The 24,653-nt window shown below is 72.4% G+C and carries 20 protein-coding genes; 5 read left to right on the top strand and 15 right to left on the bottom strand.

What is annotated here, in order from left to right; translation table 11 throughout:
• Window positions 1–508: 508 nt before the first annotated feature.
• Window positions 509–1,471, bottom strand: coding sequence for a 2-hydroxyacid dehydrogenase (locus tag ACGFYP_RS21415; protein ID WP_393495688.1), 963 nt, complete (start codon window positions 1,469–1,471; stop codon window positions 509–511).
• Window positions 1,472–1,546: 75 nt separating this feature from the next.
• Between ACGFYP_RS21415 and ACGFYP_RS21410 the strand changes: the two genes are divergently transcribed.
• From ACGFYP_RS21410 to ACGFYP_RS21400, 3 genes are all read left to right on the top strand, one after another.
• Entirely contained in the window at window positions 1,547–2,548 is a 1,002-nt protein-coding gene (locus ACGFYP_RS21410; protein ID WP_393495685.1) for an aldo/keto reductase, read from the top strand.
• Between the two features lie 89 nt (window positions 2,549–2,637).
• On the top strand, window positions 2,638–3,765 hold the full coding sequence (locus ACGFYP_RS21405) for a PQQ-dependent sugar dehydrogenase (RefSeq protein WP_393495682.1): 1,128 nt from the start codon (window positions 2,638–2,640) through the stop codon (window positions 3,763–3,765).
• A 12-nt stretch (window positions 3,766–3,777) separates the two neighbouring features.
• Entirely contained in the window at window positions 3,778–4,020 is a 243-nt protein-coding gene (locus tag ACGFYP_RS21400; RefSeq protein ID WP_393495679.1) for a DUF6191 domain-containing protein, read from the top strand.
• 47 nt (window positions 4,021–4,067) lie between these two features.
• Here the strand turns inward: ACGFYP_RS21400 and ACGFYP_RS21395 are convergent, their stop codons facing one another.
• From ACGFYP_RS21395 to ACGFYP_RS21375, 5 genes are all read right to left on the bottom strand, one after another.
• Window positions 4,068–7,097 (bottom strand): AAA family ATPase, encoded by a 3,030-nt coding sequence (locus ACGFYP_RS21395; RefSeq protein ID WP_393495676.1) that lies wholly within the window; start codon window positions 7,095–7,097, stop codon window positions 4,068–4,070.
• Between the two features lie 35 nt (window positions 7,098–7,132).
• Window positions 7,133–7,312: a hypothetical protein gene (locus tag ACGFYP_RS21390; RefSeq protein WP_361959205.1), complete on the bottom strand. Its 180-nt coding sequence runs from the start codon at window positions 7,310–7,312 to the stop codon at window positions 7,133–7,135.
• A 159-nt stretch (window positions 7,313–7,471) separates the two neighbouring features.
• Window positions 7,472–8,011 carry a hypothetical protein gene (locus ACGFYP_RS21385; protein WP_393495672.1) on the bottom strand — a complete coding sequence of 180 codons (540 nt, stop codon included), beginning with the start codon at window positions 8,009–8,011 and terminating at the stop codon, window positions 7,472–7,474.
• 35 nt (window positions 8,012–8,046) lie between these two features.
• A complete protein-coding gene (locus ACGFYP_RS21380; RefSeq protein ID WP_393495669.1) occupies window positions 8,047–10,308 on the bottom strand; it encodes an MMPL family transporter in 2,262 nt (753 codons plus the stop codon).
• 200 nt (window positions 10,309–10,508) lie between these two features.
• Window positions 10,509–12,596 (bottom strand): phosphocholine-specific phospholipase C, encoded by a 2,088-nt coding sequence (locus tag ACGFYP_RS21375; protein WP_393495666.1) that lies wholly within the window; start codon window positions 12,594–12,596, stop codon window positions 10,509–10,511.
• A 280-nt stretch (window positions 12,597–12,876) separates the two neighbouring features.
• Here ACGFYP_RS21375 and ACGFYP_RS21370 point away from each other — a divergent pair, with 280 nt between their 5' ends.
• Complete coding sequence (locus ACGFYP_RS21370; protein WP_393495663.1) at window positions 12,877–13,653, top strand: MBL fold metallo-hydrolase; 777 nt, start codon at window positions 12,877–12,879, stop codon at window positions 13,651–13,653.
• Between the two features lie 80 nt (window positions 13,654–13,733).
• Complete coding sequence (locus ACGFYP_RS21365; RefSeq protein WP_393495660.1) at window positions 13,734–13,955, top strand: hypothetical protein; 222 nt, start codon at window positions 13,734–13,736, stop codon at window positions 13,953–13,955.
• Between the two features lie 75 nt (window positions 13,956–14,030).
• Here ACGFYP_RS21365 and gatB read toward each other — a convergent pair whose 3' ends face one another.
• The 9 genes from gatB to ACGFYP_RS21320 all read right to left on the bottom strand — a co-directional run bounded on the left by gatB (window position 14,031) and on the right by ACGFYP_RS21320 (window position 24,651).
• Window positions 14,031–15,542: an Asp-tRNA(Asn)/Glu-tRNA(Gln) amidotransferase subunit GatB gene (gatB, locus tag ACGFYP_RS21360; RefSeq protein WP_393495657.1), complete on the bottom strand. Its 1,512-nt coding sequence runs from the start codon at window positions 15,540–15,542 to the stop codon at window positions 14,031–14,033.
• 16 nt (window positions 15,543–15,558) lie between these two features.
• Window positions 15,559–15,792, bottom strand: a complete 234-nt coding sequence (locus tag ACGFYP_RS21355; protein ID WP_150274336.1) for a hypothetical protein — start codon at window positions 15,790–15,792, stop codon at window positions 15,559–15,561.
• 5 nt (window positions 15,793–15,797) lie between these two features.
• Window positions 15,798–17,297, bottom strand: coding sequence for an Asp-tRNA(Asn)/Glu-tRNA(Gln) amidotransferase subunit GatA (gene gatA / locus ACGFYP_RS21350; protein WP_393495653.1), 1,500 nt, complete (start codon window positions 17,295–17,297; stop codon window positions 15,798–15,800).
• Between the two features lie 4 nt (window positions 17,298–17,301).
• Window positions 17,302–17,598 carry an Asp-tRNA(Asn)/Glu-tRNA(Gln) amidotransferase subunit GatC gene (gene gatC, locus ACGFYP_RS21345; RefSeq protein WP_015036350.1) on the bottom strand — a complete coding sequence of 99 codons (297 nt, stop codon included), beginning with the start codon at window positions 17,596–17,598 and terminating at the stop codon, window positions 17,302–17,304.
• A gap of 142 nt (window positions 17,599–17,740) precedes the next feature.
• Window positions 17,741–19,879 carry a putative bifunctional diguanylate cyclase/phosphodiesterase gene (locus tag ACGFYP_RS21340; protein WP_393495649.1) on the bottom strand — a complete coding sequence of 713 codons (2,139 nt, stop codon included), beginning with the start codon at window positions 19,877–19,879 and terminating at the stop codon, window positions 17,741–17,743.
• Between the two features lie 239 nt (window positions 19,880–20,118).
• Window positions 20,119–22,299 carry an NAD-dependent DNA ligase LigA gene (ligA, locus tag ACGFYP_RS21335; RefSeq protein ID WP_393495646.1) on the bottom strand — a complete coding sequence of 727 codons (2,181 nt, stop codon included), beginning with the start codon at window positions 22,297–22,299 and terminating at the stop codon, window positions 20,119–20,121.
• Between the two features lie 33 nt (window positions 22,300–22,332).
• On the bottom strand, window positions 22,333–23,400 hold the full coding sequence (locus ACGFYP_RS21330) for a methionine synthase (RefSeq protein ID WP_393495642.1): 1,068 nt from the start codon (window positions 23,398–23,400) through the stop codon (window positions 22,333–22,335).
• Window positions 23,401–23,405: 5 nt separating this feature from the next.
• Window positions 23,406–24,104: an SDR family oxidoreductase gene (locus ACGFYP_RS21325; RefSeq protein WP_393495639.1), complete on the bottom strand. Its 699-nt coding sequence runs from the start codon at window positions 24,102–24,104 to the stop codon at window positions 23,406–23,408.
• A gap of 7 nt (window positions 24,105–24,111) precedes the next feature.
• Window positions 24,112–24,651 (bottom strand): TIGR00730 family Rossman fold protein, encoded by a 540-nt coding sequence (locus ACGFYP_RS21320; RefSeq protein ID WP_393495636.1) that lies wholly within the window; start codon window positions 24,649–24,651, stop codon window positions 24,112–24,114.
• Window positions 24,652–24,653 lie beyond the last annotated feature (2 nt).

Raw genomic sequence — 24,653 nt, 5'->3', positions numbered from 1 at the left:
CGACGGCTTTCCGTGCGCGCGCTCACGCCCACGGGCACTTCCGTGGACGCCGCGGGCGCTTCCCTGGGCCTGGACGCTCTGGGCGCCTCCGTGGGCCTCGGCGCTTCCGTGGGCAACGGCACGCGGGGGTGCGGTAACGCGATCGGCGCCCGGGTCCGCGTCGCCGCCGCGCCGGTCGGTCTGGGCGGGGAGACCGGTGGCGCCGTTCGCCCTGCGGAGGTGGGCGCCCGGCGGGGGCGGCCCGGTGTCGTCGTCGCGCGCGAGGGTCGTCGACGGCGGCCCCGCCGCGTCGGATCGTCGGTCCATCGGCCGTACATCACCCGTCGCCCCCCTCGGAATCTGATGACCCGTCACTTCGCTCCCCGGCGTCAGCTCGTACTCGACGCAGCCCCCCACTTCGGGACGATACACCAGGACCGTCACTCAGGGACAGGGTTGCTGTACTCTCCGTGACTGTCTGGGGGCTCACGGCGGGCGCACCGAGGGGCGCGCGGTCCGGCTCGCCTGCTCAGGTGGTCAGGACCACGTTGGCCGGTCGCTCCCCCGCCGCGAAGCGGGTGAGCTGGGCGGCGATCAGCCGCTTGGCGCGCGGCATGAACGCCGAAGTGGAACCGCCCACATGGGGGCTCACCAGAACACCGGGAGCGTGCCACAACGGGTGGCCCGGCGGCAGCGGTTCGGGGTCGGTGACGTCAAGGGCCGCGGTGATCCGGCCGCTCTCGACCTCCTTGAGCAGAGCGGCGGTGTCCACCACGGGACCTCGGGCGACGTTCACCAGAAGGGCGTCGTCCTTCATCCGGGCGAGGAAGCCCGCGTCGGCGAGGTGCCGGGTCTCGGGCGTGAGCGGAGTGGAGAGCACGACCACGTCGGCCTGCGGCAACAGGGCCGGAAGCTCGGAGAGGGGGTGGACGGGACCGCGCTCCGTGGTGCGTGCGGAGCGCGCGACGCGCACCACCCGCGCGCACTCGAAAGGCGCGAGCCGGTCCTCGATTGCGGCGCCGATGGATCCGTACCCCACGATCAGCACGGACCTGTCGGCGAGCGCCGGGTAGAAGCCGGCCCGCCACTCCTCCTTGTCCTGCCCGCGCACGAATCCCGGGATGCCGCGCAGCGAGGCGAGGATCAGGGCGATGGTGAGTTCGGCTGTACTGGCCTCGTGGACGCCCTTGGCGTTGCACAGGTCGACACCCGGGCGCAGCGCGCCGAGTCCGGGCGTCACATGGTCCGTGCCGGCCGAGAGCGTCTGCACGACACGGACCGAGGCCATCGCGGCGAGCGGCCGGACGGCGACCTCCGTGCCCTTCATGTACGGGACGACGTAGAAGCCGCAGCGCGCCGGGTCGGCGGGAAGGTCGGGACCGCCGTCCCAGAAGCGGTAGTTCAGCCCCGACGCGCCCGGGTCGGGAAGCCCTTCGATCTCGTCCGCCGGAATCGGAAGCCACACGTCAGTGGTCGTCTCATCGATCGTCATGACCGGGAGGCTATGCGAAGAATCCCGGCCGCCATTGGTTACTTTGGGGGACGGCACAGGGAGGGGTACCGGCAGGTGGAGCGCAGGACTATCGGGGCGGCGGCGCTCGACGTGGGCGCGGTCGGCCTGGGCTGTATGCCGATGAACTGGGCCTACAGCTGCTCACAGCAGCGCGGCGACCGGTCGCTGCGCACGGTGCACTCGGCGCTGGACGCCGGGGTGAGCCTGCTCGACACCGCCGACATGTACGGGCCGTTCACCAACGAGCTGTTGGTGGGGCGGGCGTTGAAGGAGCGCCGGGCGGAGGCGTTCGTGTCGACGAAGTGCGGCCTGCTCGTGGGCGATCAGCATGTCGTGGCCAACGGGCGTCCCGGGTACGTGCGTCGGGCCTGTGACGCCTCGCTGCGGCGGCTTCAGACGGATGTGATCGACCTCTACCAGCTGCACCGGGCGGACCCGGAGGTGCCGGTCGAGGAGACCTGGGGCGCGATGGCCGATCTGGTGTCCGCGGGCAAGGTGCGGGCGCTCGGGTTCTGCGCGGTCGGGGCACGGGCGGCGAGGCGCGGGACGGCGGCCGACGTGTTCGAGGGAACGATCCGGCAGTTGGAGCGGATCCAGCAGGTGTTTCCGGTGAGCGCGGTGGAGGCCGAGCTGTCGGTGTGGTCGCCGGAGGCGCTGGCGCGGCTGCTGCCGTGGTGCGAGGCGCGGGGTGTGGGGTTCCTGGCCGCGATGCCGCTGGGGAACGGGTTCCTGACCGGGACGCTGACGCCCGGCGGCGGTTTCGAGCCGGACGACCCGCGGGCCCGCCACCCCCGGTTCACCGCCGAGATGATGGCCTCGAACCAGCCGCTCGTGGCGGGGCTGCGGCGGGTGGCGGCGCGGCACGGGGAGGACGTCACTCCGGCGCAGGTCGCGCTGGCGTGGGCGCTGGCGCAGGGACCGCACGTGGTGCCGATCCCTGGCGCCAAGCGGGAGCACTGGGTGGTGGAGAACGCGCGGGCGGCCGAGCTGGCGCTGACGGCCGGGGACCTGGCGGAGATCGCGGGACTGCCGGGACCGCGCGGATCGTGGGACTGAGGGCGCGGGCGGGAACCTGATCGGGCCGAGCGGTGTATCAAGGGTAGTGATCGCCGCTGGAAGGGATCGGGACCGTGGGCCGAGCTTTTGTGGGAGCTGTGGGAGCCGCCGCCGTGCTGGGGCTGCTGACCGGGTGCGCGTCGGACGGAGACGGGGACGGGGCCTCGCCTCCCTCCCCTTCCACGTCCGCGACCGTGTCCGCGTCGGCGTCCGCGTCCGCCACGGCATCGGGGTCGCGGGGCGCCCCGGGCGCCGTGCGCGTCGCCGGGACGCTGACCGAGGACCTGGAGTCGCCGTGGGGCGTGGCCGCGCTGCCTGACGGTGACCTCCTCGTCGCCTCGCGCGACGAGCGCACGATCACCCGGGTCGACGCGGAGACGGGGAGAAAGACGCCGGTCGGAGAGGTGCCGGGGGTGGTCCCCGGCGGAGAGGGCGGGCTGCTCGGCCTCGCCGTGCGCGGCGGCCAGGTGTACGCGTACTTCACAGCCGATGCGGACAACCGCATCGTGCGCATGCCGTACGGAGGCGGGGCCGGGGACCGGCTCGGCGCGCCGGAGGTGGTTCTCTCGGGCATCCCGAAGGGGACCGTGCACAACGGCGGGCGGATCGCGTTCGGCCCGGACGGGATGTTGTACGCGGGGACGGGCGAGCGGGGCGAGACAGGGCTCGCGCAGAATCTGGAGTCGCTGGGCGGCAAGATCCTTCGGATGACGCCGGAGGGCAAGCCGGCACCGGGCAATCCGTTCCCGGGCTCGGTGGTCTATTCGTACGGTCACCGCAATGTGCAGGGCCTGGCGTGGGACGGGGACGGGCGGCTGTGGGCGGCCGAGTTCGGCCAGAACACCTGGGACGAGCTGAATCTGGTCCAGGCGGGGAAGAACTACGGCTGGCCGAAGGTTGAGGGCGTGGCCGGTGTCTCCGATTTCGTGGACCCGGTCGCCCAGTGGAGAACGGACGAGGCTTCGCCGAGCGGAATCGCGTACGCCGAAGGCGCGATCTGGATGGCGGGGCTGCGGGGCGAGCGCCTGTGGCGGATCCCGTTGTCCGGAGCGGAACGCTCCGGGGACCCCGAGGCGTTCCTCGTGGAGGAGTACGGGCGGCTGCGCACGGTTCTGGCAGCGGGTGACGGCCGCCTCTGGTTGACGACGAGCGAGACCGACACCCGGGGCACGCCCGGGCCCGGCGACGACAAGATCCTCCGGTTGGAGGTGAAGTAGGAGGCGGAGACCATGTTCAACATGATGGAAGACCTGTTCGCGCCCGGCCGTCAGCACACCGAGGACGAGCGGCAGCGGCTGGAGCTGACCCGGGAGGACCTGGGGGACGCAGACCCCTCGCGGGGGCCGATCGACCTCAGCTCCGGCGCCGTGCTGATACGCGTGCCGACCCCGGTGACCGTCCGCGACGAGGACGGGGACGGCGACGGGAACGGCGGCGACGGCGGGGACGGCGACGAGGGCGGGGTTGTCTAGGGGCCGCCGGACGGCCCCTAGGGGCTGATCCGCCGCACGGCCCGCCCCTAGGGCGTCGGCTCCAGGAGGCGGAGGCGGTGGGCCAGGGCGGCGGCCTCGCCCCGGCCGGAGACGCCGAGTTTGGCGAGGATGTTGGAGACGTGGACGCTCGCCGTCTTCGGGGAGATGAAGAGCTCCTCGGCGATCTGGCGGTTGGTCCGGCCGGCGGCGACCAGGCGCAGGACGTCCTGTTCCCGGGGGGTCAGGCCGAAGGCGTCGTCGCCCGGTTCCGGTTCCGGGGCGCGGTCCGGGGCGGTCAGCGGGAGGCGGGCGCGGGCTGCCAGGAGTTCGATGTCCTCGCGGAGCGGGTGCGCGCCGAGGCGGACGGCCGTGGTGTGGGCCTCGCGGAGCAGCGCGGCGGCCTCGTCTCGCCGACCGCCCTCCGCCAGGAGGGCGTCGGCGAGGCGGTGCCGCGCGAGGGCCAGCAGGTAGGGGCGTTCCAGGGACTCGTAGGCGGTGACGGTCTCCGTCCAGCGGTCGACGGGGTGGCGGCCCTCGGCGCGGTCCAGCTCCGCCGAGGTGTGGCGGGAGTACGCCTCCCAGACGGGCGCCGGGGCGGCCATTCCCAGGGCGCTGCGGCGGAGCAGGGCGATCGCCTCGTCACGGCCCTCCTCGGCGGCGGGCAGTCCGCGGGCGTCGGCCTCGGCGGTGGCGGCGGCGAGGAGCAGCGGCCAGGCGTCGCGATGGGTGCCGGGCGGGAACCCGATCTCCGCGGCGGCGGCCACCTCGGCCCGGGCCTCGTGGATCCGCCCGCTTCCGGCGGCGATGCTCACGGCCACGGAGCGCATCGGGATGGTGTACTGCGGCATCGGGTCGGCCTTGCCGAAGTGTTCGGCGGCGGCGGCCAACTGGGTGGTGGCCACGGCCAGTTCGCCTCGGGCGACGGCGAGCTGGGCCAGCCGGAGGGCGGCGGAGCCGCGCGGCTTGGAGCTCCGTCCGGCGTCCTCCAGCCACTCGCCGTTGCGCTGGGTCTCGTCCCAGAGGCCGAGGGAGAACTGCGACTCGGCCTGGTTGGCGCGGATCCAGCCCTGGCTGTCGAGGAGGCCGTGGGCTCCGGCGAGGCGCAGGCCGTCCTCGGTGATGCCGAGGGCCTCCCGGGAGCGGCCGAGGCTCTCCAGGCTGGACGAGAGGTTGACGTGGGTGCGGGCACACTCGTGGTACAGCCCGAGGGCGAGGGTCCGGTCGCGCACCTCGTACATCGAGGTGAGGCCCTCCTCCAGGGAGCCGGCCGAGACCTGGAGGGTGCCGAGGGTGACGCGGGCGCCGAGTTCGATGGCCTCGGCCTTGACCAACCGGGCGTACTCGACGGCGCGTTCGGCGGCGGCGAGGCTCTCCGGGCCGGGCCGGTGGAGCATGCCCCAGCCGGCGGCCACGGTGAGCACGACGGCGTGGACGGCGGACGGCGAGAGGCCCTTCACGAGTTCCTGGGCGGTGGCGATCTCGGCCCAGCCGTCGGACCGCCCGAGGCTCGACATGATGCGGGAGCGCTCGGTCCAGAACCAGGCGCTCCGCAGCGGGTCGCTGTCCTCGCCCTCCTCTTCGAGCAGCCGTAGCGCCATCTTGCCGATCTTCAGGGCGCGTTCGCGTTCCCCGGAGAACCGGGCGGCGATGGCGGCCTCGGCGAGCAGGTCGAGGTAGCGCAGCGGGGTGGTCTCGGGGTCGCAGCCGCACGGAGGGTAGGCCTCGGCGTAGTCCATCGGCCGCAGGGAGCTCCGTACGTCGGCCGGCACCTCGTCCCAGAGCTCCATGGCCCGTTCGAGGAGCCGCAGTTGCTCGGCGTAGGCGTAGCGCTTGCGGGTCTCCACGGAGGCGCGGAGCACGGCGGGCAGCGCCTTGGCGGGGTCGTGGGCGTGGTACCAGTAGGTGGCGGTCCTGGTCGCGCGTTCGTCGGCGCGGACGAGGGAGGGGTCGGCCTCCAGGGCCTCGGCGTAACGCCTGTTGAGGCGGGAGCGCTCGCCGGGCAGCAGGTCGTCGCTGACGGCCTCGCGGACGAGGGAGTGCCGAAAGCGGTAGCCCTCGCCGTCGGGGACGGCGAGCAGGATGTTGGCGCCGACGGCGGCCCTGAGCGCTTCGATCAGGTCGTCCTCGGAGAGCCGGGCCACGGCGGCGAGCAGCGCGTACTCGACGGTGGAGCCGCCCTCGGCGACGATCCGGGCGACCCGCTGGGCGTCCTCGGGCAGCGTCTCGACGCGGACGAGCAGCAGGTCGCGCAGGGAGTCGCTGAGAGCGCCCGGGGCGCAGCCGACCTGGTGGGAGACGACGAGCTCCTCGACGAAGAAGGCGTTGCCGTCGGAGCGGTCGAAGACCTCGTCGACGAGTGCGGCGTCGGGTTCGGCGGCGAGGATGCCGGTGAGCTGGCGGCGCACCTCGGCGCGGGTGAAGCGGGCGAGTTCGATGCGGCGGATGGTCCGTAGCCGGTCGAGTTCGGCAAGGAGGGGGCGCATCGGATGGCGACGGTGGATGTCGTCGGAGCGGTAGGTGGCGACGACGACGATCCTGCCCCGGCGCAGTGTGCGGAGCAGGTACGAGAGGAGGTGCCGGGTGGACGCGTCGGCCCAGTGGAGGTCCTCCAGGACGAGGACGATCGTCCGGTCGGTGGCGAGGCGCTCCAGGAGCCGTACGGTCAGCTCGAAGAGGCGGGCGGTGGAGTCCTCGTGGGACGGCTCGTGGCTGCCGACGTCGCCGAGCTCGGGCAGGAGGCGGGCGAGCTCGCCCTCCTGGCCGGCCGCCGCCGCGGCCAGTTCGTCCGGGAGCCGGCGGCTCAACGAGCGCAGGGCCGTGGAGAAGGGCGCGAACGGCAGCCCGTCCGCGCCGACCTCGACACAGCCTCCGACGGCGACGTACGCGCCCCGGTCGCAGGCCGCCGCCACGAACTCCTCGATGAGCCGCGTCTTGCCGACGCCCGCCTCACCGCCGACGAGCAGGGCCTGGGGCTCCCCGTCGGTGGCGCGGACGAGGGCGTCGGTCAGGGCGGCGATCTCACCGGCCCGGCCGACGAACACGGGACTGACTGACCTGGTCTCCACGGCGCCGAGCATCGCACAACCGTCCGATGCGGCGCCCACAAGGGTGGTCACGCGGCCCGGGCGAAGCGGTCGCGCGCCGATCCCACCCGCCCTTCGGACTCTTGGCCGCCGGACCGGCGGGCCTTCGCGGCCCGCCGCGCCGAGACGGCCTGACGGATCAGGCGCTGGGCGGCGGCCTCGGCGACGAGCTCGGCGTGGTGCTGGCGGTTCAGTTCGTACGCGAACATGTCGTTCTCCCCTGGTGTCGGTATCGCTCCTTGCGATGCCTCTACTCTCGTCGGCCAGGGGGGACGGCCACATCGGGCGAGTGCCGCATGTTCGGGGTACGGGGGTCCTTAGGGAGACCCCTCTGGGGGCCTTAGGGAGAACTAGGGCCCCTAGGGCTCCTAGGGCGCGGTCGGAAGGCTCAGGAACAGGTCGAAGAACATCCCCGCCGACAGGAACATGCCGATCGCGCCGAGGACGGCGCCGGCGACGGCCACCGCGCGGACCCAGGCGGGCCGCTGCGGGCGGATGAGGACGAGCACGGCGACGATCAGGGCGAGGAACGCGAAGACACCGTTGACGAGGGCGGTGGCGTGCCAGGCGTCGGCGTAGATCTCGTTGATCTGCTGGGCGGCCGTGCCGCCCTGGGCCTTGATCTGGCCGATGAGCGTCTCGCGCTCGCTGCTGACCTTCCCCACCCAGGTGCCGGTGAGGGCGGCGAGCCCGAGCCCGGCGGAGACGACGGCGGCGGCGCCCGCGCCGATGCCGTCACCGGCGGCGGAGGCGGCGAGATCCGCGTCGTCCTCGGCGAACTCCTCGTCCAGCTCGTCGGACTCGTCGACGACCTCGTCGACGACCTCGTCCGACTCTTCGGCCGGCTCGACGGCCTCGGGGGCCTTCTCTTCGGCCGGCTCGGTCGTCTTCTCAGTCTTGATAGTCATGCGCCGCACGCTAGGTGCCGCACATGAGAAGTGTCTTAAGACGCCGTCTCGTCCACCGTCACGCGCTGCGCGGGGATCGCCGCGACCTCCGCGTCGCGGGCGTCGGCGTCCCGGACGTCCGCGTCCCGGGCGTCGGCGGCGGCGCGACTCTCCGGCGGCTCGATGCTGATGCGGGGCATCCGGCGGTCGAGCCAGCGCGGCAGCCACCAGTTGGCCCCGCCGAGCATGTGCATGAGGGCCGGGACGAGCAGGGTCCGTAGGACGAAGGCGTCCAGGGCGACGGCCGCCGCGAGGGCGATGCCGAACATCGCGACCACCCGGTCGCCGGAGAGCACGAAGGCGAGGAAGACGGAGATCATGATGACCGCCGCCGAGTTGATCACGCGGCTGGTCTCGGCGAGCCCGACCCGGACCGCCCGCCGGTTGTCCCCGGTCTCCAGCCACTCCTCGTACATCCGGCTGACCAGGAAGACCTGGTAGTCCATGGAGAGCCCGAAGAGCACCGAGACCATGATCACGGGCAGGAAGGGTTCGATCGGGCCCGCGCTGCCGAGCCCGAGCAGCTCGCTCCCCCAGCCCCACTGGAAGATCGCGACGACGATCCCGAAGGCCGAGGCGACGGCCGCCACGTTCATCAGCGCGGCCTTCAGCGGGATGCCGATCGACCGGAAGGCGACGAGGAGCAGCAGCGAGCCGAGCGCGATGACGACGCCGACGAAGAGCGGCAGCTTGCCGACGATGATCTCGGCGAAGTCGTCGTACGAGGCCGTGACGCCGCCGACGTGCACGTCGAGCGACGTGCCCCGCTCGGCCGTGGGCAGCACGTCCGCGCGCAGCCGGTCCACCAGCTCGCTGGTGGCCTTCGACTGCGGGGAGGAGTCCGGTACGACGGTGAGGAGGGCGGTGTCCCCCGCGCTGTTGTACGTGACCGGGGAGACGGACTCGACGCCCTTGGTGTTCGCCAGCGCGGCCGGCAGCTCGCCGAGCGCGACGCGGTCGTCGGCGCCGTCGATCTGGGCGACGAGGGTCAGCGGCCCGTTGACGCCTGGCCCGAAGCCGTCGGCGAGCAGGTCGTAGGCCTGCCGGGTCGTGGCCGTGGCAGGGCCGTTGCCCTGGTCGGAGGTGCCGAGGTGGAGCGAGAGGGTGGGCAGCGCGAGGACGGCCATGACGACGGCGGCGACCACGCCGAGCAGCTTGGGGTGGCGCTCCACGAAGGCGGACCAGCGGGCGGCGAAGCCGGTCGGCAGCTCGGGCTGCGGGCCGTGCTCGGCCAGCTGCCTGCGCTCGCGGCGCGACAGCGCCCGCATCCCGATCAGGGAGAGCAGCGCGGGCAGCAGGGTGACGGACGCGGCGACCGTGAGGACGACGGTCAGCGAGGCGGCGATGGCGACGCCGTTGAGGAAGCTCAGCCGCAGGATCAGCATGCCGAGCAGCGCGATGCAGACGGTCGCCCCGGCGAAGACGACGGCGCGCCCGGTGGTGGCGACGGCGATCCGCGCGGATTCGGGGACCGAGAGCCCGCGTTTCAGGCCCTTTCGGTGGCGGGTGACGATGAAGAGCGCGTAGTCGATGCCGACGCCGAGGCCGATGAGCATGCCCAGCATGGGGGCGAAGTCGGCGACGGTCATCACATGGCCGAGGAGCGCGATTCCGGAGTACGCGATGCCCACGCTGACGAGCGCGGTGGCGATGGGGAGCGCGGAGGCGGCGAGCGAGCCGAAGGCGAGGAAGAGGACGACGGCCGCGACGGCGACGCCGACGGCCTCGGCGACATGGCCGCCGGAGGCCTCGGTGAGGGCGACGGCGCTGCCGCCCAGCTCGACCTCGACGTCCCCGTCGGCGGCGGAGCGGGCGGTGTCGACGAGGGCCTGGGCCTCGGACTTCGGGATGTCGTCGGCCTGCTCGTGGAAGGTGACGGCCGCGTAGGCCGTGTGCCCGTCCTCGCTGATCTGGGCCTGGGCGGCGGGCCCGGGGCCGTACGGGGAGGTCACGGAGGCGATGCCGGGGAGGTCGGCGACCTCGTCGAGCATCTCGGTCATGCGCTGCTCGACACCGGTGGCCCGAACGCTGCCCTTGTCGGTGTGCCACACGATGGTGTTGCCGTCGCCGCCGGTGCCGGGGAAGCCCTTTTCGAGGAGGGCGGTGGCGCGGCCGGACTCGGTGCCGGGGACCTCGTAGTCGTTGGAGTACGCGGAGCCCGCGACCGATGCTCCGGCGACGGCCCCGCCGAGCGCGACGAGCCAGAGCAGAACGGCGACGAGGCGGTGCTTGATGCACCACCGTGCGATGGCTGCCAAAGGACCTGCTCCCTGGTGGTGGTTCGTGGATCTTTGCCGGGGAACAGCCCGAAAAGAACGCATGACCTACATGAGGCCACTGTCGCAGCCCAATAAGATCAATTGCCCCATTCGTGTCGATACTCACAGCTTCGCGCGGAAGCTCGGGCCTTTGGACCCGGGCCCCCGCGCGGAGCCGCGTACGGAGTTTCTCGGAGGTCTCAGCCGGAGACGCTCGCCCGCCCGTTCTCGATGTGCCCCATGAGTCGCCGGCGGAAGCCGCCCGGGGCGGTCACCTCGACGTCGTACCAGCCGTGCGCGTCGGCGGCCGAGTGCACGAGGGTACGGCTCCGGCCGGGCTTCACCGTGACCGTACGGGTCCAGTCACGCCGGTCTCCCAGGTCCTCGGGGTCCACGTAACCGAGCGGCCGGACGGTGAAGGAGACCGGCGCGGAGCCCGTGTTCCGTACGGTGAGATGCAGGTCACGGTCGTGATGGTCGATGTACGAGGCGAGCTCGGCGCCGCCCGTGGCCGGGCCCTCGAACTCGCGGCGGAAGCCGTTCGGGCCGGTGACCGTGAACCGGTAATGATCACGCGTAAGGGGTACCGCCCATTGCGCCGTGCCCCTTACGTCCTGGTGCTGGGGGACCGTGAACTCACCCTCGTACGGGTAGAGCGCGAAGTGCACGGAGCCCTTCCCGGTGTTCTTCAGGTCGACGGTGACCCGGCCGGTGCCGACCCGCGCCTGGGCGTCCGGCTGGTACGGCAGCGGGCGCGCGGGGCGGGTGCCCGGCTCCTGGACCGGCATCTTCTGGACCAGCGGGGGCTGCGGCCGCCAGCGGCCCGAGAACGGCGGGATCGGGCCGGGCTCCTCGACCTCGGGCTGCCGGTGGGCGCGCCGGAAGTCGAAGGCGGAGGTCAGGTCGCCGGTGACGGCGCGCCGCCACGGGGTGATGTTGGGTTCCTCGATGCCGGTGAGCCTCTCCAGGAAGCGGATCACCGAGGTGTGGTCGAAGGTCTCGGAGCAGACGTAGCCGCCGAGCGACCAGGGCGAGACGACGAGCAGCGGGACGCGGATGCCGAGGCCGGTGGGCAGGCCCTTCCAGCGCTCGTCCGTGTTCTCGGCCGGCGGGACGGGCGGCGGCACGTGGTCGAAGAAGCCGTCGTTCTCGTCGTAGTTGATCAGCAGGACGGTGTGGCGCCAGACGTCCGGGTGCGAGCCGAGCGCGTCGAGCACCTTGTAGACGAGCGAGGCGGAGGCGATCGGCGAGGAGGAGCCGGGGTGCTCGGAGTCGATCGCGGACGGCACGAGGTAGGAGACCTCGGGCAGGGTCCCCGCGGCCACGTCGGCGCGGAAGGCGTCGGCGAGCTTCCCGGTCTCGACGCGGCGCAGTCCGCGCTCGAAGAGCGAGCGCTCGGCGTCGGTGAGGGTACGGACGCCGTCCTCGAGGGCGGCGAGCAGCCTGGCCCGCTCGGCGGCGTCCTCGGTGTCGCCGACGGCGGCGTAGAAGGACTCCATGAAGGTGTGCCCGCCGGTGGGGGCGAGGGCCTTGCGGGCGATCTTCTTGAAGGAGGTGAAGAACTCGATGTTGTTGTCGGTGAAGTTCTCCCACTCCGTGTACGTCTTCCAGCTCCGCCCGGCCGCTTCGAGGCGCTCGGCGTAGGTGGGCCAGGGGTAGCCGGGGTGGGTGGCCTCGGCGTACGCGGCGTTGGTGACGGCGCGGCTGCCGTCGGCCTCGTAGCCGGTCCAGCCCGACCAGAGGTGGTTGCGGTTGGGGCTCGTCGAGGTGTGGGTGGACGAGTGGTAGGCGTCGCAGACGGTGAAGGTGTCGGCGAGCTCGTAGTGGAGCGGGATGTCCCGGCGGTCGTAGTACGCCATGGTCGCGGCGGTCTTGGCGGAGACCCAGCCGTCCATCCAGCCGTCGTGCCAGGCCTTGGCTCCGCCGCTCCAGGAGTGGTCGAGGTCGCCGATGTACTGGAGGTCCTTCTTCTGCGTCTCGGCGGCGCCCCGGATCGGGAACGGCAGCACGGTCCTGCCGAGGGCGGCGGGCTGCTCGAAGACGGGCTTGCCGGAGGGCAGCTCGATCGCGTTCCGGTCGCCGAAGCCCCGGACTCCGCGCAGGGTGCCGAAGTAGTGATCGAAGGAACGGTTCTCCTGCATGAGGATCACCACGTGCCGCACGGCGGACATGCCTCCGGCCGGCGGCCCCGCGGCGATCGCCTCCTGAAGCGACGGCGGGAGCAGCGAGGCCGCCGCAGCGGCGCCGAGCGCGCCTCCGCCCAGGGCGAGCACCTTGCGGCGGGACATCCGGGACTTCTCGGGGGACAAGACCGACCTCCAGTCGACGGCCCCATGGCTCGTCGTCGAGCCATGGGGTGGTTCCCGGGGGACGGTAGTGAGGCAGGGTGACGTGGAGAAGACCTCACGCCGACGCGACGAAGAACGTCCACATACTGGGCACGAGGAGTCCAAGCGAGATCGAGCCGGGAGACGGACCGCGGTCCTCCGGCCGTCCGGCCGTCCGGCCGCCGCCCGGCCGCCCATGGTGCAACGGCGGTCTGCGGACGGCACCTTCTAGGATCCCGGGATGACTGATGAGCTGCGCCTGACGGTCCTGGGCTCCGCGACGCCGTACCCGAGCGTCGACAACCCGTGCTCGGGCTATCTGGTGTCGAGCGGCGACACCCGGATCTGGATGGACGCCGGCACCGGCACGCTCGGCCCGCTCCAGCGGCACGTACGGCTCGACGCGCTCGACGCCGTCTGGATCTCCCACCTGCACGCCGACCACAGCGCGGACCTGCTCACCGCCTACTACGGCCTCCTGTACGCGGACATCCGTCTGGCGGCACCGATCCCGCTCTACGGCCCGCCCGGCATCGCCGACCGGCTGGCCGGGTTCCTCACCAACACACCGGACCGCAGTCCGGTCGAATCCGCCTTCGCCGTCACCGAGTTGTACGACGGCCATCAGGCGGCCGTCGGCTCGCTGCGGCTGACCAGCCGGGCGGTGGCGCACGGCATCCCGGCGTTCGCCGTCCGCGTCGAGGCGGCCGGCGGGTCGCTGGCGTACTCCGGGGACACCGCGCCCTGCCCGAGCCTCACCCAACTCGCCGAGGGCTGCGGTGCCCTGCTCTGCGAGGCGGACAGCGCGGACGTACCGGCCGAGGGCGAGCAGGTGCACCACACCCCCGAGGACGCCGGCGACACGGCCCGCGCGGCCGGGGCGGGCCGGCTGATCGTCACGCACGTCGGACGCTCCCTCTCCCCGCGGGAGGCGGTGGCCCGCGCCTCGACCCGCTTCGACGGCCCGGTCGACCACGCGGCCCCGGGCGCCTCGTTCACAGTGCGCCCGGTGGGCTGAAGTGCGCCTGGTGCCGCGCGAGATGGAGTGTCAGTGGCGGGGCGTAGTGTCCGCGTCATGAGCACTCTTCAGCTCGAACCATGGTCGAAGTGGGTCTGGAGACCCTGCACCGCCAGAACACCCCCGAGATGACCGAGCATCTCGGAGGGCCCGAGCCCGAGCAGGCGATCGTCGACCGCCATCGACGCTACCTACGCCTCGACGGCGGCGAGATGCTGCTCGTCCGACTCGGAGCCGACCCCGTCGACGGCGGCTGCGACATGGGCACCCTCGTCCTCGGCGACCCCACCCTCAAGCGCTGATACGCGAAGGGCGGCGCCCCGAGTCCCAAGAGACCCGGGGCGCCGCCCTCGTACGCGTACGGAACGACCGGACGGTCAGCCCTCGCTGACGCCCAGCTTCTCCAGGATCAGGTCCTTCACGCGCGCCGCGTCCGCCTGGCCGCGGGTGGCCTTCATGACCGCGCCGACCAGGGCGCCGACCGCCGCGACCTTGCCGCCGCGGATCTTGTCGGCGATGCCCGCGTTGGCCGCGATGGCCTCGTCGACCGCCGTGCCGAGCGCGCCCTCGTCGGAGACGACCTTCAGGCCGCGCTTCTCGACGACCTCGTCCGGGCCGCCCTCGCCGGCCAGCACGCCTTCGATGACCTGGCGGGCCAGCTTGTCGGTGAGGTCGCCGGAGGCCACCAGCTCGGTCACCCGGGCGACCTGCGCCGGGGTGATCGGCAGCTCGTCCAGAGCCGTGCCCGACTCGTTGGCGGAACGGGCCAGTTCGCCCATCCACCACTTGCGGGCCTGGTCCGACGGAGCGCCCGCGTCCGTGGTCGCGACGATCAGGTCGACCGCGCCCGCGTTGAGGATCGACTGCATGTCGTGCTCGGAGACGCCCCACTCCTCACGGAGCCGGTTGCGGCGCACGCGCGGCAGCTCGGGCAGTCCGCCGCGCAGCTCCTCGACCCACGCACGGGCCGGGGCGACGGGGACGAGGTCGGGCTCCGGGAAGTACCGGTAGTCCTCGGCGTTGTCCTTGATCCGGCCCGAGGTGGTGGAGCCGTCGTCCTCGTGGAAGTGACGGGTCTCCTGCACGATCGTGCCGCCGGAGGTCAGTACGGCCGCGTGGCGCATGATCTCGTAGCGCGCCGCGCGCTCCACCGAGCGGAGCGAGTTGACGTTCTTCGTCTCCGAGCGGGTGCCGAAGGTCTTGGTGCCGTTGGGGCGCAGCGACAGGTTCACGTCACAGCGCATCTGGCCCTTGTCCATCCGCGCCTCGGAGACGCCCAGGGCGCGGATCAGCTCGCGCAGCTCGGCGACGTACGCCTTGGCGACCTCGGGGGCCCGCTCGCCCGCGCCCTCGATGGGCTTGGTGACGATCTCGATGAGCGGGATGCCGGCGCGGTTGTAGTCCAGCAGGGAGTGGGACGCGCCGTGGATACGGCCGGTGGCGCCGCCGACGTGCAGCGACTTGCCGGTGTCCTCCTCCATGTGGGCGCGCTCGATCTCCACGCGGAAGATCTCCCCGTCCTCCAGCTGGACGTCCAGATAGCCGTTGAAGGCGATCGGCTCGTCGTACTGCGAGGTCTGGAAGTTCTTCGGCATGTCCGGATAGAAGTAGTTCTTCCGGGCGAAGCGGCACCACTCGGCGATCTCGCAGTTCAGCGCGAGACCGATCTTGACGGCCGACTCGACGCCGATCGCGTTGACGACCGGGAGCGAGCCGGGCAGACCGAGACAGGTGGGGCAGGTCTGCGAGTTGGGCTCGGCGCCCAGCTCGGTCGAGCAGCCGCAGAACATCTTGGTCTTCGTACCGAGTTCGACATGGACCTCCAGGCCCATGACGGGGTCGAACGCCGCGAGGGCCGCGTCGTACGACAGCAGTTCAGTGACAGTCACGGTGAGACTTTCCCTCTCAGCCCAGCAGGACGTCGTCGTCGCCCAGGCGCTTGAGCTCCCGGTAGAGGATCGCCAGGCCGGTAACGATGGCGGCGGCGGATACGGCGGAGTCGATCAGCCGCAGCATGTCGTTGTCGTTGCGGGCCAGCTTGGCCTGCTTCGCGACGCTGACGGCACCGAACGCCGTGGTCGCCAGCGAGACGTAGATGCCGGTCTTCGACTTCTTGAAGTTCTTGGCTTTCTTTGCCATGGCACTCACAGCGACGGAGCCTCCTCAAGCAGCGGGTGGCCCCACTTTTCCACGAAGGCGGCCTCGACGGCGGCGCCGACCTTGTACAGCCGGTCGTCCTTCATGGCGGGGGCGATGATCTGCAGGCCGACCGGCAGACCGTCCTCCGGCGCGAGGCCGCAGGGCAGCGACATGGCGGCGTTGCCCGCCAGGTTGGTCGGGATGGTGCACAGGTCCGCGAGGTACATCGCCATCGGGTCGTCGGCGCGCTCGCCGATCGGGAAGGCGGTGGTGGGGGTCGTCGGGGAGACGATCACGTCCACCTGCTCGAAGGCCTGCTCGAACTCGCGGGTGATGAGGGTGCGGACCTTCTGCGCCGAGCCGTAGTACGCGTCGTAGTAGCCGGAGCTCAGCGCGTACGTACCGAGGATGATGCGGCGCTTGACCTCGTCGCCGAAGCCGGCCTCACGGGTGAGGGCGGTGACGTCCTCGGCCGACCGGGTGCCGTCGTCGCCGACGCGCAGGCCGTAGCGCATGGCGTCGAAGCGGGCCAGGTTGGAGGAGCACTCGGACGGCGCGATCAGGTAGTACGCCGAGAGGGCGAGGTCGAAGGTCGGGCAGTCCAGCTCGACGATCTCGGCGCCGAGCCCCTTGAGGAGCTCGACGGACTCGTCGAAGCGCTGCACGACACCGGCCTGGTAGCCCTCGCCGCGGAACTGCTTGACGACACCGACGCGCATGCCGGCGACGGAGCCGTTGCGGGCGGCCTCGACGACCGGCGGGACCGGGGCGTCGATGGAGGTCGAGTCCAGCGGGTCGTGCCCGGCGATGGCCTCGTGCAGCAGGGCCGCGTCCAGGACCGTACGGGCGCAGGGGCCGCCCTGGTCGAGGGAGGACGAGAAGGCCACCATGCCGTAGCGGGAGACGCCGCCGTAGGTCGGCTTGACGCCGACGGTGCCGGTGACGGCGGCGGGCTGGCGGATCGAGCCGCCGGTGTCCGTGCCGATGGCGAGCGGGGCCTCGTACGCGGCGAGGGCGGCGGAGGAGCCACCGCCGGAGCCGCCGGGGATCCGGGTGAGGTCCCAGGGGTTGCCGGTGGGGCCGTACGCGCTGTTCTCGGTGGAGGACCCCATGGCGAACTCGTCCATGTTGGTCTTGCCGAGGATGACGACGTCGGCGGCCTTCAGGTTCTTCACCAGGGTCGCGTCGTACGGCGGGATCCAGCCTTCGAGGATCTTCGAGCCGACGGTGGTCGGGATGCCCTTGGTGGTGAAGATGTCCTTCAGGGCGAGCGGTACGCCGGCCAGCGGGCCCAGCTTCTCGCCTGCGGCGCGCTTGGCGTCCACGGCGCGGGCCTGGGCGAGGGCGCCCTCGCGGTCCACGTGCAGGAAGGCGTGGACCTTCTCGTCCACGGCCTCGATGCGGGCCAGGTGGGCCTCGGTCACCTCGACCGCGGTGAGCTCGCCGGAGGCGATCTTCGCGGCGATCTCGGCGGCCGTGAGCTTGATGATGGTGCTGTCCGTCATGTGATTAGTCCTCCCCCAGGATCTGCGGCACCTTGAAACGCTGCTGCTCCTGGGCCGGGGCGCCGGAGAGCGCCTGCTCGGGGGTGAGCGACGGACGGACCTCGTCCGCGCGCATGACGTTCGTCAGCGGCAGCGGGTGGGAGGTCGGCGGTACGTCTTGGTCGGCGACCTCGGAGACGCGGGCGACCGCGCCGATGATGTCGTCGAGCTGACCGGCGAAGTGATCGAGCTCTTCGCCCTTCAGCTCCAGACGCGCCAGCCGTGCGAGGTGGGCGACCTCCTCGCGCGTGATGCCAGGCATGCGATCCTCACGGGGTGAGTTTGATGGTGTTGGGCCCAATCCTATGGGGCCCGCACCGCCACCCGTGAAACGGTCGGCCCGCCACCCTCGCGCGGACCGCCGCACCGGACCGCCCGGGACCGCCGTACCCGACCGCCCTGGGCTACTGCACCACCTGGCCCGAGGGGTGGTCGAGGTCCACGGGCGAGGCCGCCCGGGCGGCCTCCAGGGCCGCCTCCTCGGAGGGGCGGCGCCAGCCGTGCTCGCCGCGGGCGCGCAGCCAGGCCGTGGTCTCGGCGGGCGGCATCGCGGCGGCGACCAGCCAGCCCTGGACGGCGTCGCAGCCCAGGTCGCGCAGGCGCTCCCAGGTCTCGTCGTCCTCGACGCCCTCGGCGACCACGAGCAGGCCGAGCGAGTGGGCGAGGTCCAGGGTGCAGCGGACGATCTCGGCGTCCTCGGCGTCGACGGCGAGCCTGGCCACGAAGGAGCGGTCGATCTTCAGCTCGCTCACCGGCAGGCGCCGCAGGTGGACGAGGGAGGAGTAGCCGGTGCCGAAATCGTCCAGGGACATCTTCACGCCGTGTCCTGTCAGGCCGGCCATGGTGTCGGCGGCGCGCTGCGGGTCCTCCAGGAGCACGTGCTCGGTTATCTCCAGCTGGAGCGCTCCGGCGGGGACGCCGTGGCGGGCCAGCCGGGCGGCGACCGCGCCGGCGAAGCCGGGGGTGTGGACGTCGCGGGGCGAGACGTTGACGGCCACAGGAACGTTCAACCCCTGGGCACGCCACCGGGCCACCTGCGCGAGCGCGGTCTCCAGGACGTACTCGGTGAGGTGCGGCATCAGGCCCGAGGACTCGGCGATGGCGATGAACTCGTCGGGAGGGACCCGGCCGCGCTCCGGGTGCACCCAGCGGACGAGGGCCTCCAGGCCGGCGACCTGGCCGTCGAAGCGGACCTTGGGCTGGTAGTGGAGCTCGACGTCGCCCGCGTCCAGGGCGCGCCGCAGGTCGCCGAGGAGGCCGAGCCGGTCGGGGGTGTTGGAGTCGCGCTTCGACTCGTACACCTCCACGCCCGTACGGTCCCTCTTCGCCTGGTACATGGCGACGTCCGCGCGGCGCAGCAGGCCCTCGGCGTCGAGCGCGTGGTCGGGGAAGACGGCGACGCCGGCGCTGGCCTCAAGGACGAGGGTGAGGCCGTCGAGGTCGAGCGGCGAGGAGAGCTCGGCGACCAGGTGGCGGGCGACGCGCTGGGCGCTGGTCGTGGAGTCGGCGGTGGGGAGCAGGACGGCGAACTCGTCGCCGCCGAGCCGCGCGGCCTCCGCTCCGCGCGGCAGGGCGAGCTTGAGGCGCTCGGCGATCTGGAGGAGCAGCCGGTCTCCGGCGAGGTGCCCGAGGGTGTCGTTGACCGATCGGAAGCGGTCGAGGTCGATCAGGACGAGTGCCGAGCGGACGCCCTCGCCCTCGGCCTCCTCCAGGGCGCTCCAGGCGCGCTCCAGGAGCCACTGCCGGTTCGGCAGCCCGGTGAGCGGGTCCTTCAGCTGCTCCTCCGCGCGGGCGCGGGCGATCCAGAGCGTGGAGTCGAGGGCGATGAGCGGGACCGCGAAGAGCGGCAGCAGCAGCGGCTGGGAGACGGCGACGACGCAGATCAGCGGGGCGATGCCGAGCAGGGCGACGGCGACGAGGCCCTGCCGGAGCAGGGCGGTGCGGGCGACGGTCGGCAGCCCTCCGCGGGGCGAGAGGGAGTACCACAGGAGGAGCCTGGTCACCACAAGGTAGGTGCCGGCGGCGAGCGCGACTTCCGGTATGTCGGCGATCCCCCAGTCGGGGGGCCGCCAGGGCTGCTCGACGGTCGGTACGTCTCCGAAGGCGGCGAGGACCAGGGCGGCGGCGCCGACCCCGAGGACGTCCACGGCGCCGTGGAGCAGGCCCTGGCGCCAGCGGTGGCGGCGGGCCGCGCCGACGAGGACGACGACGGTCATGGAGACGAGTCCGGCGGGCACCCAGCCGTAGAGGAGCAGGACGGCGAGGGTGAGGGCGGCGCCGGAGCCGGTGCCGCCCCACCAGCGGTCCCGGCCGAGGGCGACCAGGTGTCCGACGATGAGTCCGGTGAGGACGGCGAGGGACCAGCCCTCGGCGCCGCCGGGGAAGAGTCCGTGGCCGGCGCTCACGGCCCGGTAGATCCCGGTGGCGAGCACGACGGCGGCGAGGCCGACCACGGCTCCGGGAAGCCCGGAGGTGATCGCGACGCAAGCCGCGCGGCCCCGCGCCCGGGAGAGCGGGGCGGCGGCACTCTCGGTCGGTTTCATTGGTCCCTCTCACAGCCGGCGGTGCCGTTGCAACGCGATGGGCCGTTGTCATGCCGCCACGACCGGCAGAGCCCCACGCAGCCGTGCGCGACAGACGCACGGTCTCAACACTAGGCCGCGGAGGGCTCCGACGGGCAGCGCTCTCCATGTCTTGCCCGAATGCGACCGGCCCACCCCTAACGATCTGGTATGCGCCGAACGGGTGACGCCGACGGGGCCGTCCGCCGGCGTCCCCCCGGCTACGCCTCGGGCGGAACCGCCGCCTCCCGAGCGGCTTCGGGCCCCTGTTCGAGCAGCACGGCGAAGCCGTCCTCGTCCAGAACCGGAACCTTGAGCTGCATCGCCTTGTCGTACTTGGATCCCGGGTTCTCGCCCACGACGACGAAGTCGGTCTTCTTCGAAACGGAACCGGTCACCTTCGCGCCACGGCTCTGGAGGGACTCTTTTGCGCCATCCCTGGTGAAGTTCTGCAGGGTGCCGGTGACGACGACCGTGAGTCCTTCCAGCGGTCGCGGCCCTTCGTCCTCGCCCGCACCTTCTTCCTCAAGAAGCACCCCGGCCGCACGCCACTTGCGCACGATCTCGCGGTGCCACTCCTCGGAGAACCAGTCCTTCACGGCGGCGGCGATGATCCCGCCGACCCCGTCGACGGCGGCGAGCTCCTCCTCGCTCGCCTGCTCGATCCGGTCCAGCGAGCGGAACTCGCGGGCGAGCGCCTGGGCGGCGACCGGGCCCACGTGACGGATCGAGAGCCCGTTGATGAACCGGGCCAGCGGACGGGTCTTGGCCGCCTCGATGTTCGCCAGCATGGAGAGCGCGTTCTTCTTCGGCTCGCCCTTCTGGTTGGCGAAGACCGTGACGACCTTCTCCTCGCCGGTCTTCGGGTCCCGCTTGGGCAGGCCGCTGTCCGGGTCGAGGACGTACGCCTTGATCGGCAGCAGCCGCTCGATGGTGAGGTCGAAGAGGTCGCCCTCGTCGACGAGCGGCGGCTCGGAGGGCTCCAGCGGGCGGGTGAGCGCGGCGGCGGCGACCGAGCCGAAGTTCTCGATGTCGAGGCACTCGCGGCCGGCCAGGTAGAAGAGCCGTTCACGCAGCTGGGCGGGGCAGGTCCGCGCGTTGGGGCAGCGCAGATCGATGTCCCCCTCCTTCATGGCCCGCAGCGGCGTCCCGCACTCGGGGCACTCGGCGGGCATCACGAACTCCCGCTCGGTGCCGTCCCGCAGGTCGGCGACCGGGCCGAGGATCTCCGGGATGACGTCACCGGCCTTGCGCAGCACGACCGTGTCGCCGATGAGCACGCCCTTGGCCTTCACCACCTCCTGGTTGTGGAGGGTGGCGAACTCGACCTCGGAACCGGCCACCGTGACCGGCTCGACCTGGGCGTACGGAGTGACCCGGCCCGTCCGGCCGACGCCGACCTTGATGTCGACCAGCTTGGTGTTGACCTCCTCCGGCGCGTACTTCCAGGCGATCGCCCAGCGCGGGGCGCGCGCGGTGGAGCCCAGCCGGCCCTGGAGCGGGATCTCGTCCAGCTTGACGACGACGCCGTCGATCTCGTGCTCCACGGAGTGCCGGTTCTCACCGAAGTACGCGATGAACTCCCGTACGGCCTCCAGGGAGTCGACCACCCTGTTGTGCCGGGCGGTCGGCAGGCCCCACTCGCGCAGCAGCTCGTACGCCTGACTGAGGCGGTCGATGGCGAAGCCCTCGCGTGCGCCGATGCCGTGGACGACCATGCGGAGCGGGCGGGTCGCGGTGACCTTCGGGTCCTTCTGCCGCAGCGAACCGGCCGCCGCGTTGCGCGGGTTGGCGAACGGCTTGTCCCCCGCCTCCACGAGCCGCGCGTTGAGCCCTTCGAAGGCCTCCATCGGGAAGTAGACCTCGCCGCGGATCTCGACGAGCTCCGGGACGCGGTCCCCGTGCAGCCGCTCCGGGATGTCCGCGATCGTACGGACGTTGGGCGTGATGTCCTCGCCGGCCCGGCCGTCGCCCCGGGTGGCCGCCCGGGTGAGCCGACCGCGCTCGTAGGTGAGGTTGACCGCGAGGCCGTCGACCTTGAGCTCGCACAGGAGGTGGTAGTCGGGGGTGCCGACGTCACGGGCGATCCGCTCGGCCCAGGCGGCCAGTTCCAGGTCGTCGAAGGCGTTGTCGAGGGAGAGCATGCGCTCCCGGTGCTCGACGGAGGTGAACTCCGTTTCGTACTGCCCCGCCACCTTCTGCGTCGGCGAGTCCGGCGTGCGCAGCTCGGGGTACTCGTCCTCCAGCGCCTCCAGGGCGCGCAGGAGCTTGTCGAACTCGCCGTCGCTGATGACCGGCTGGTCCTTCACGTAGTACCGGAAGCGGTGCTCCTCGACCTGCTCGGCCAGGTCGGCGTGCTTCTCCCGTGCCTCGGCGGGCAGGGCCCCCTGTTCGACTGCCACCGTTACTCGTCCTCCCGTTGCCTCGGACCGAAGTCACTCAGGGTTGTCCGCGAGCGATCTCGCCGCCCGGGCGCAGTGGGCGAGGGCCGCGCGGGCATAGGCGGGCGAAGCGCCCGCGAGCCCGCACGTCGGGGTGACCACGACGGACTCGGCGAGAGTCCCCGGATTCAGCCCCAGCCTGCGCCACAGCGTCCTGACACCCATGACGCTACCGCCCGGGTCGGACAATGCCGTGTCGGTGGAGGGCACCACGCCCACGAAGAGCTTGGTGCCGGACTCGACGGCCTCGCCGATCGGCTCCTCGTCACGTTCGGTGAGCAGCCCGAAGTCGAACGAGACCGCGTCGACGCCCGCCCGCCGCAGCAGCCCGAACGGCACGTCGGGGGCGCAGGAGTGGACGGCGACCGGGCCGTCGTGGACCGCGATCACCTCGCGCAGGGCGCTCTCGACGACCTGCCGGTCGACGGCCCGGTACGTGCGGTAGCCGCTGGCGGTACGGACGTGGCCGCGCAGGACGGCGGTGAGGGAGGGCTCGTCGAGCTGGAGGGCGATCCTGGCCCCCGGGATCCGCTTGCGGAGTTCGGCGAGGTGGGCGCCGAGGCCCTCGGCGAGGGAGCCCACGAGGTCCCGGCAGGCGCCGGGGTCGCCGAGGGCGGCCTCGCCGCCGCGCAGTTCGAGCGCCGCGGCCAGCGTCCAGGGGCCCACGGCCTGGACCTTGAGCGGACCCTCGTAGCCCTGGGTGAACTCCTCCAGGGCGTCGAGGTCCTCGCCGAGCCAGGAGCGGGCGCGCCGGGTGTCACGGCCGGGCCGGTCGCCGACCCGCCAACCGCTGGGCTCCACGCGCGCGTACATGTCGACGAGCAGCCCGATGGTCCGGCCGATCATGTCGGCGCCCGGACCGCGCGCGGGCAGCTCGGCGAGGAAGGGGAAGTCCTCGAAGGTGCCCGTGACGGTCCTGGCGGCCTCCCGGGCGTCACCGCCGGGCAGGGAGCCGACGCCGGTGGCGGGCCCCCAGCGGAAGGGGGTCGTCTCGGCGGGCTCGGTCGTCCCGGAGGGCTCGGTCGTGCCGTTCGTCCCGGTGGGCTCGGTGCTCTCGTTCACGGTTCCTACCGTCCCGGACGGACCGTCAGGTCGTTGATCTCCGCGTCGCGCGGGAGATCGACGGCCGTCAGGATCGTGGTGGCGACCGACTCGGGGTCGATCCACTGCGAGGGGTCGTACTCCTTGCCCTCCTGGGCGTGGACCTTCGCCTGCATCGGGCTGGCGGTGCGGCCCGGGTAGACCGAGGTGACCCGGACCCCGTTGCCGTGCTCCTCGTGGCGCAGGGAGTCGGCGAGCGCCTTCAGGCCGTGCTTGGAGGCGGCGTAGGCGCCCCACTCGGCGTGGGCGTTCAGCCCGGCGCCGGAGTTCACGAAGACGACGTGGCCCTGGGAGACCCGCAGCTGGGGCAGGAAGTGCCGGGTCAGCTCGGCGGGGGCGATCAGGTTGACGTTGAGCTGGTGCCGCCAGGTCTTGGGGGTGAGGTCGCCGATCGGGCCGAGGTCGACCACGCCCGCGATGTGCAGGAGGGTGTCGACGCGCTCGGGCAGGCTCTGGTGGGAGAACGCCCAGGAGAGCCGGTCGGGGTCGGCGAGATCCCCGACGAGGGTCCGGGCGCCGGGGAATTCGGCGGCGAGCTCCTTGGCCCGGCCGGCGTCGCGCGCGTGGAGCACGAGGTCGTCCCCGCGCGCGTGGAGCCGGCGGGCGACCGCCGCGCCGATGCCGGAACCCGCCCCGGTGATCACATGAGTAGCCATGGACACCATGCTCGCATCACCGCGCGGCGATCGACGCCTCCAGGTGGGCGAGGGCGGAGACGCCGTCCTCCGCGAAGAAGACCAGGTCGGTGAGGGGAATCGGCAGGAAGCCCTCCTCCTCCATGCGCCGGAACTGGGCCTTCAGGCCGTCGTAGAACCCGGCCGTGTTCAGCAGGACCACGGGCTTGGTGTGCTTGCCGTGCTTCCGCAGCTCCAGGACCTCGGTGGCCTCGTCGAGGGTGCCGGTGCCGCCGACCATGACCACGATCGCGTCGGACTTGGCCAGGAGGAGCGCCTTCCGCTCGGCGAGGTCCTTGGCGAAGAGCATCTGGTCGGCGCCGGGCCGGGCCTTGGCCGCGAGGAACTCGACGGAGACGCCGACGAGCCGACCGCCCGCCTCCTGCACCCCGTCCGCGACGACCTTCATGAGCCCGGAGTCGGAGCCTCCCCACACCAGCGTGTGACCGGCCTTGCCGAGGCGCTCGGCGAAGTCGCGGGCGGGGGCGGTGTAGCGCTCGTCGAGGTCGGCGGCGGAGAGGAAGACACAGATGTTCATGG

The sequence above is a fragment of the Streptomyces sp. NPDC048370 genome, from assembly GCF_043200825.1.
In the GTDB taxonomy this organism is placed as follows: domain Bacteria; phylum Actinomycetota; class Actinomycetes; order Streptomycetales; family Streptomycetaceae; genus Streptomyces.
This window is presented reverse-complemented; position numbering and strand designations above follow the sequence as displayed.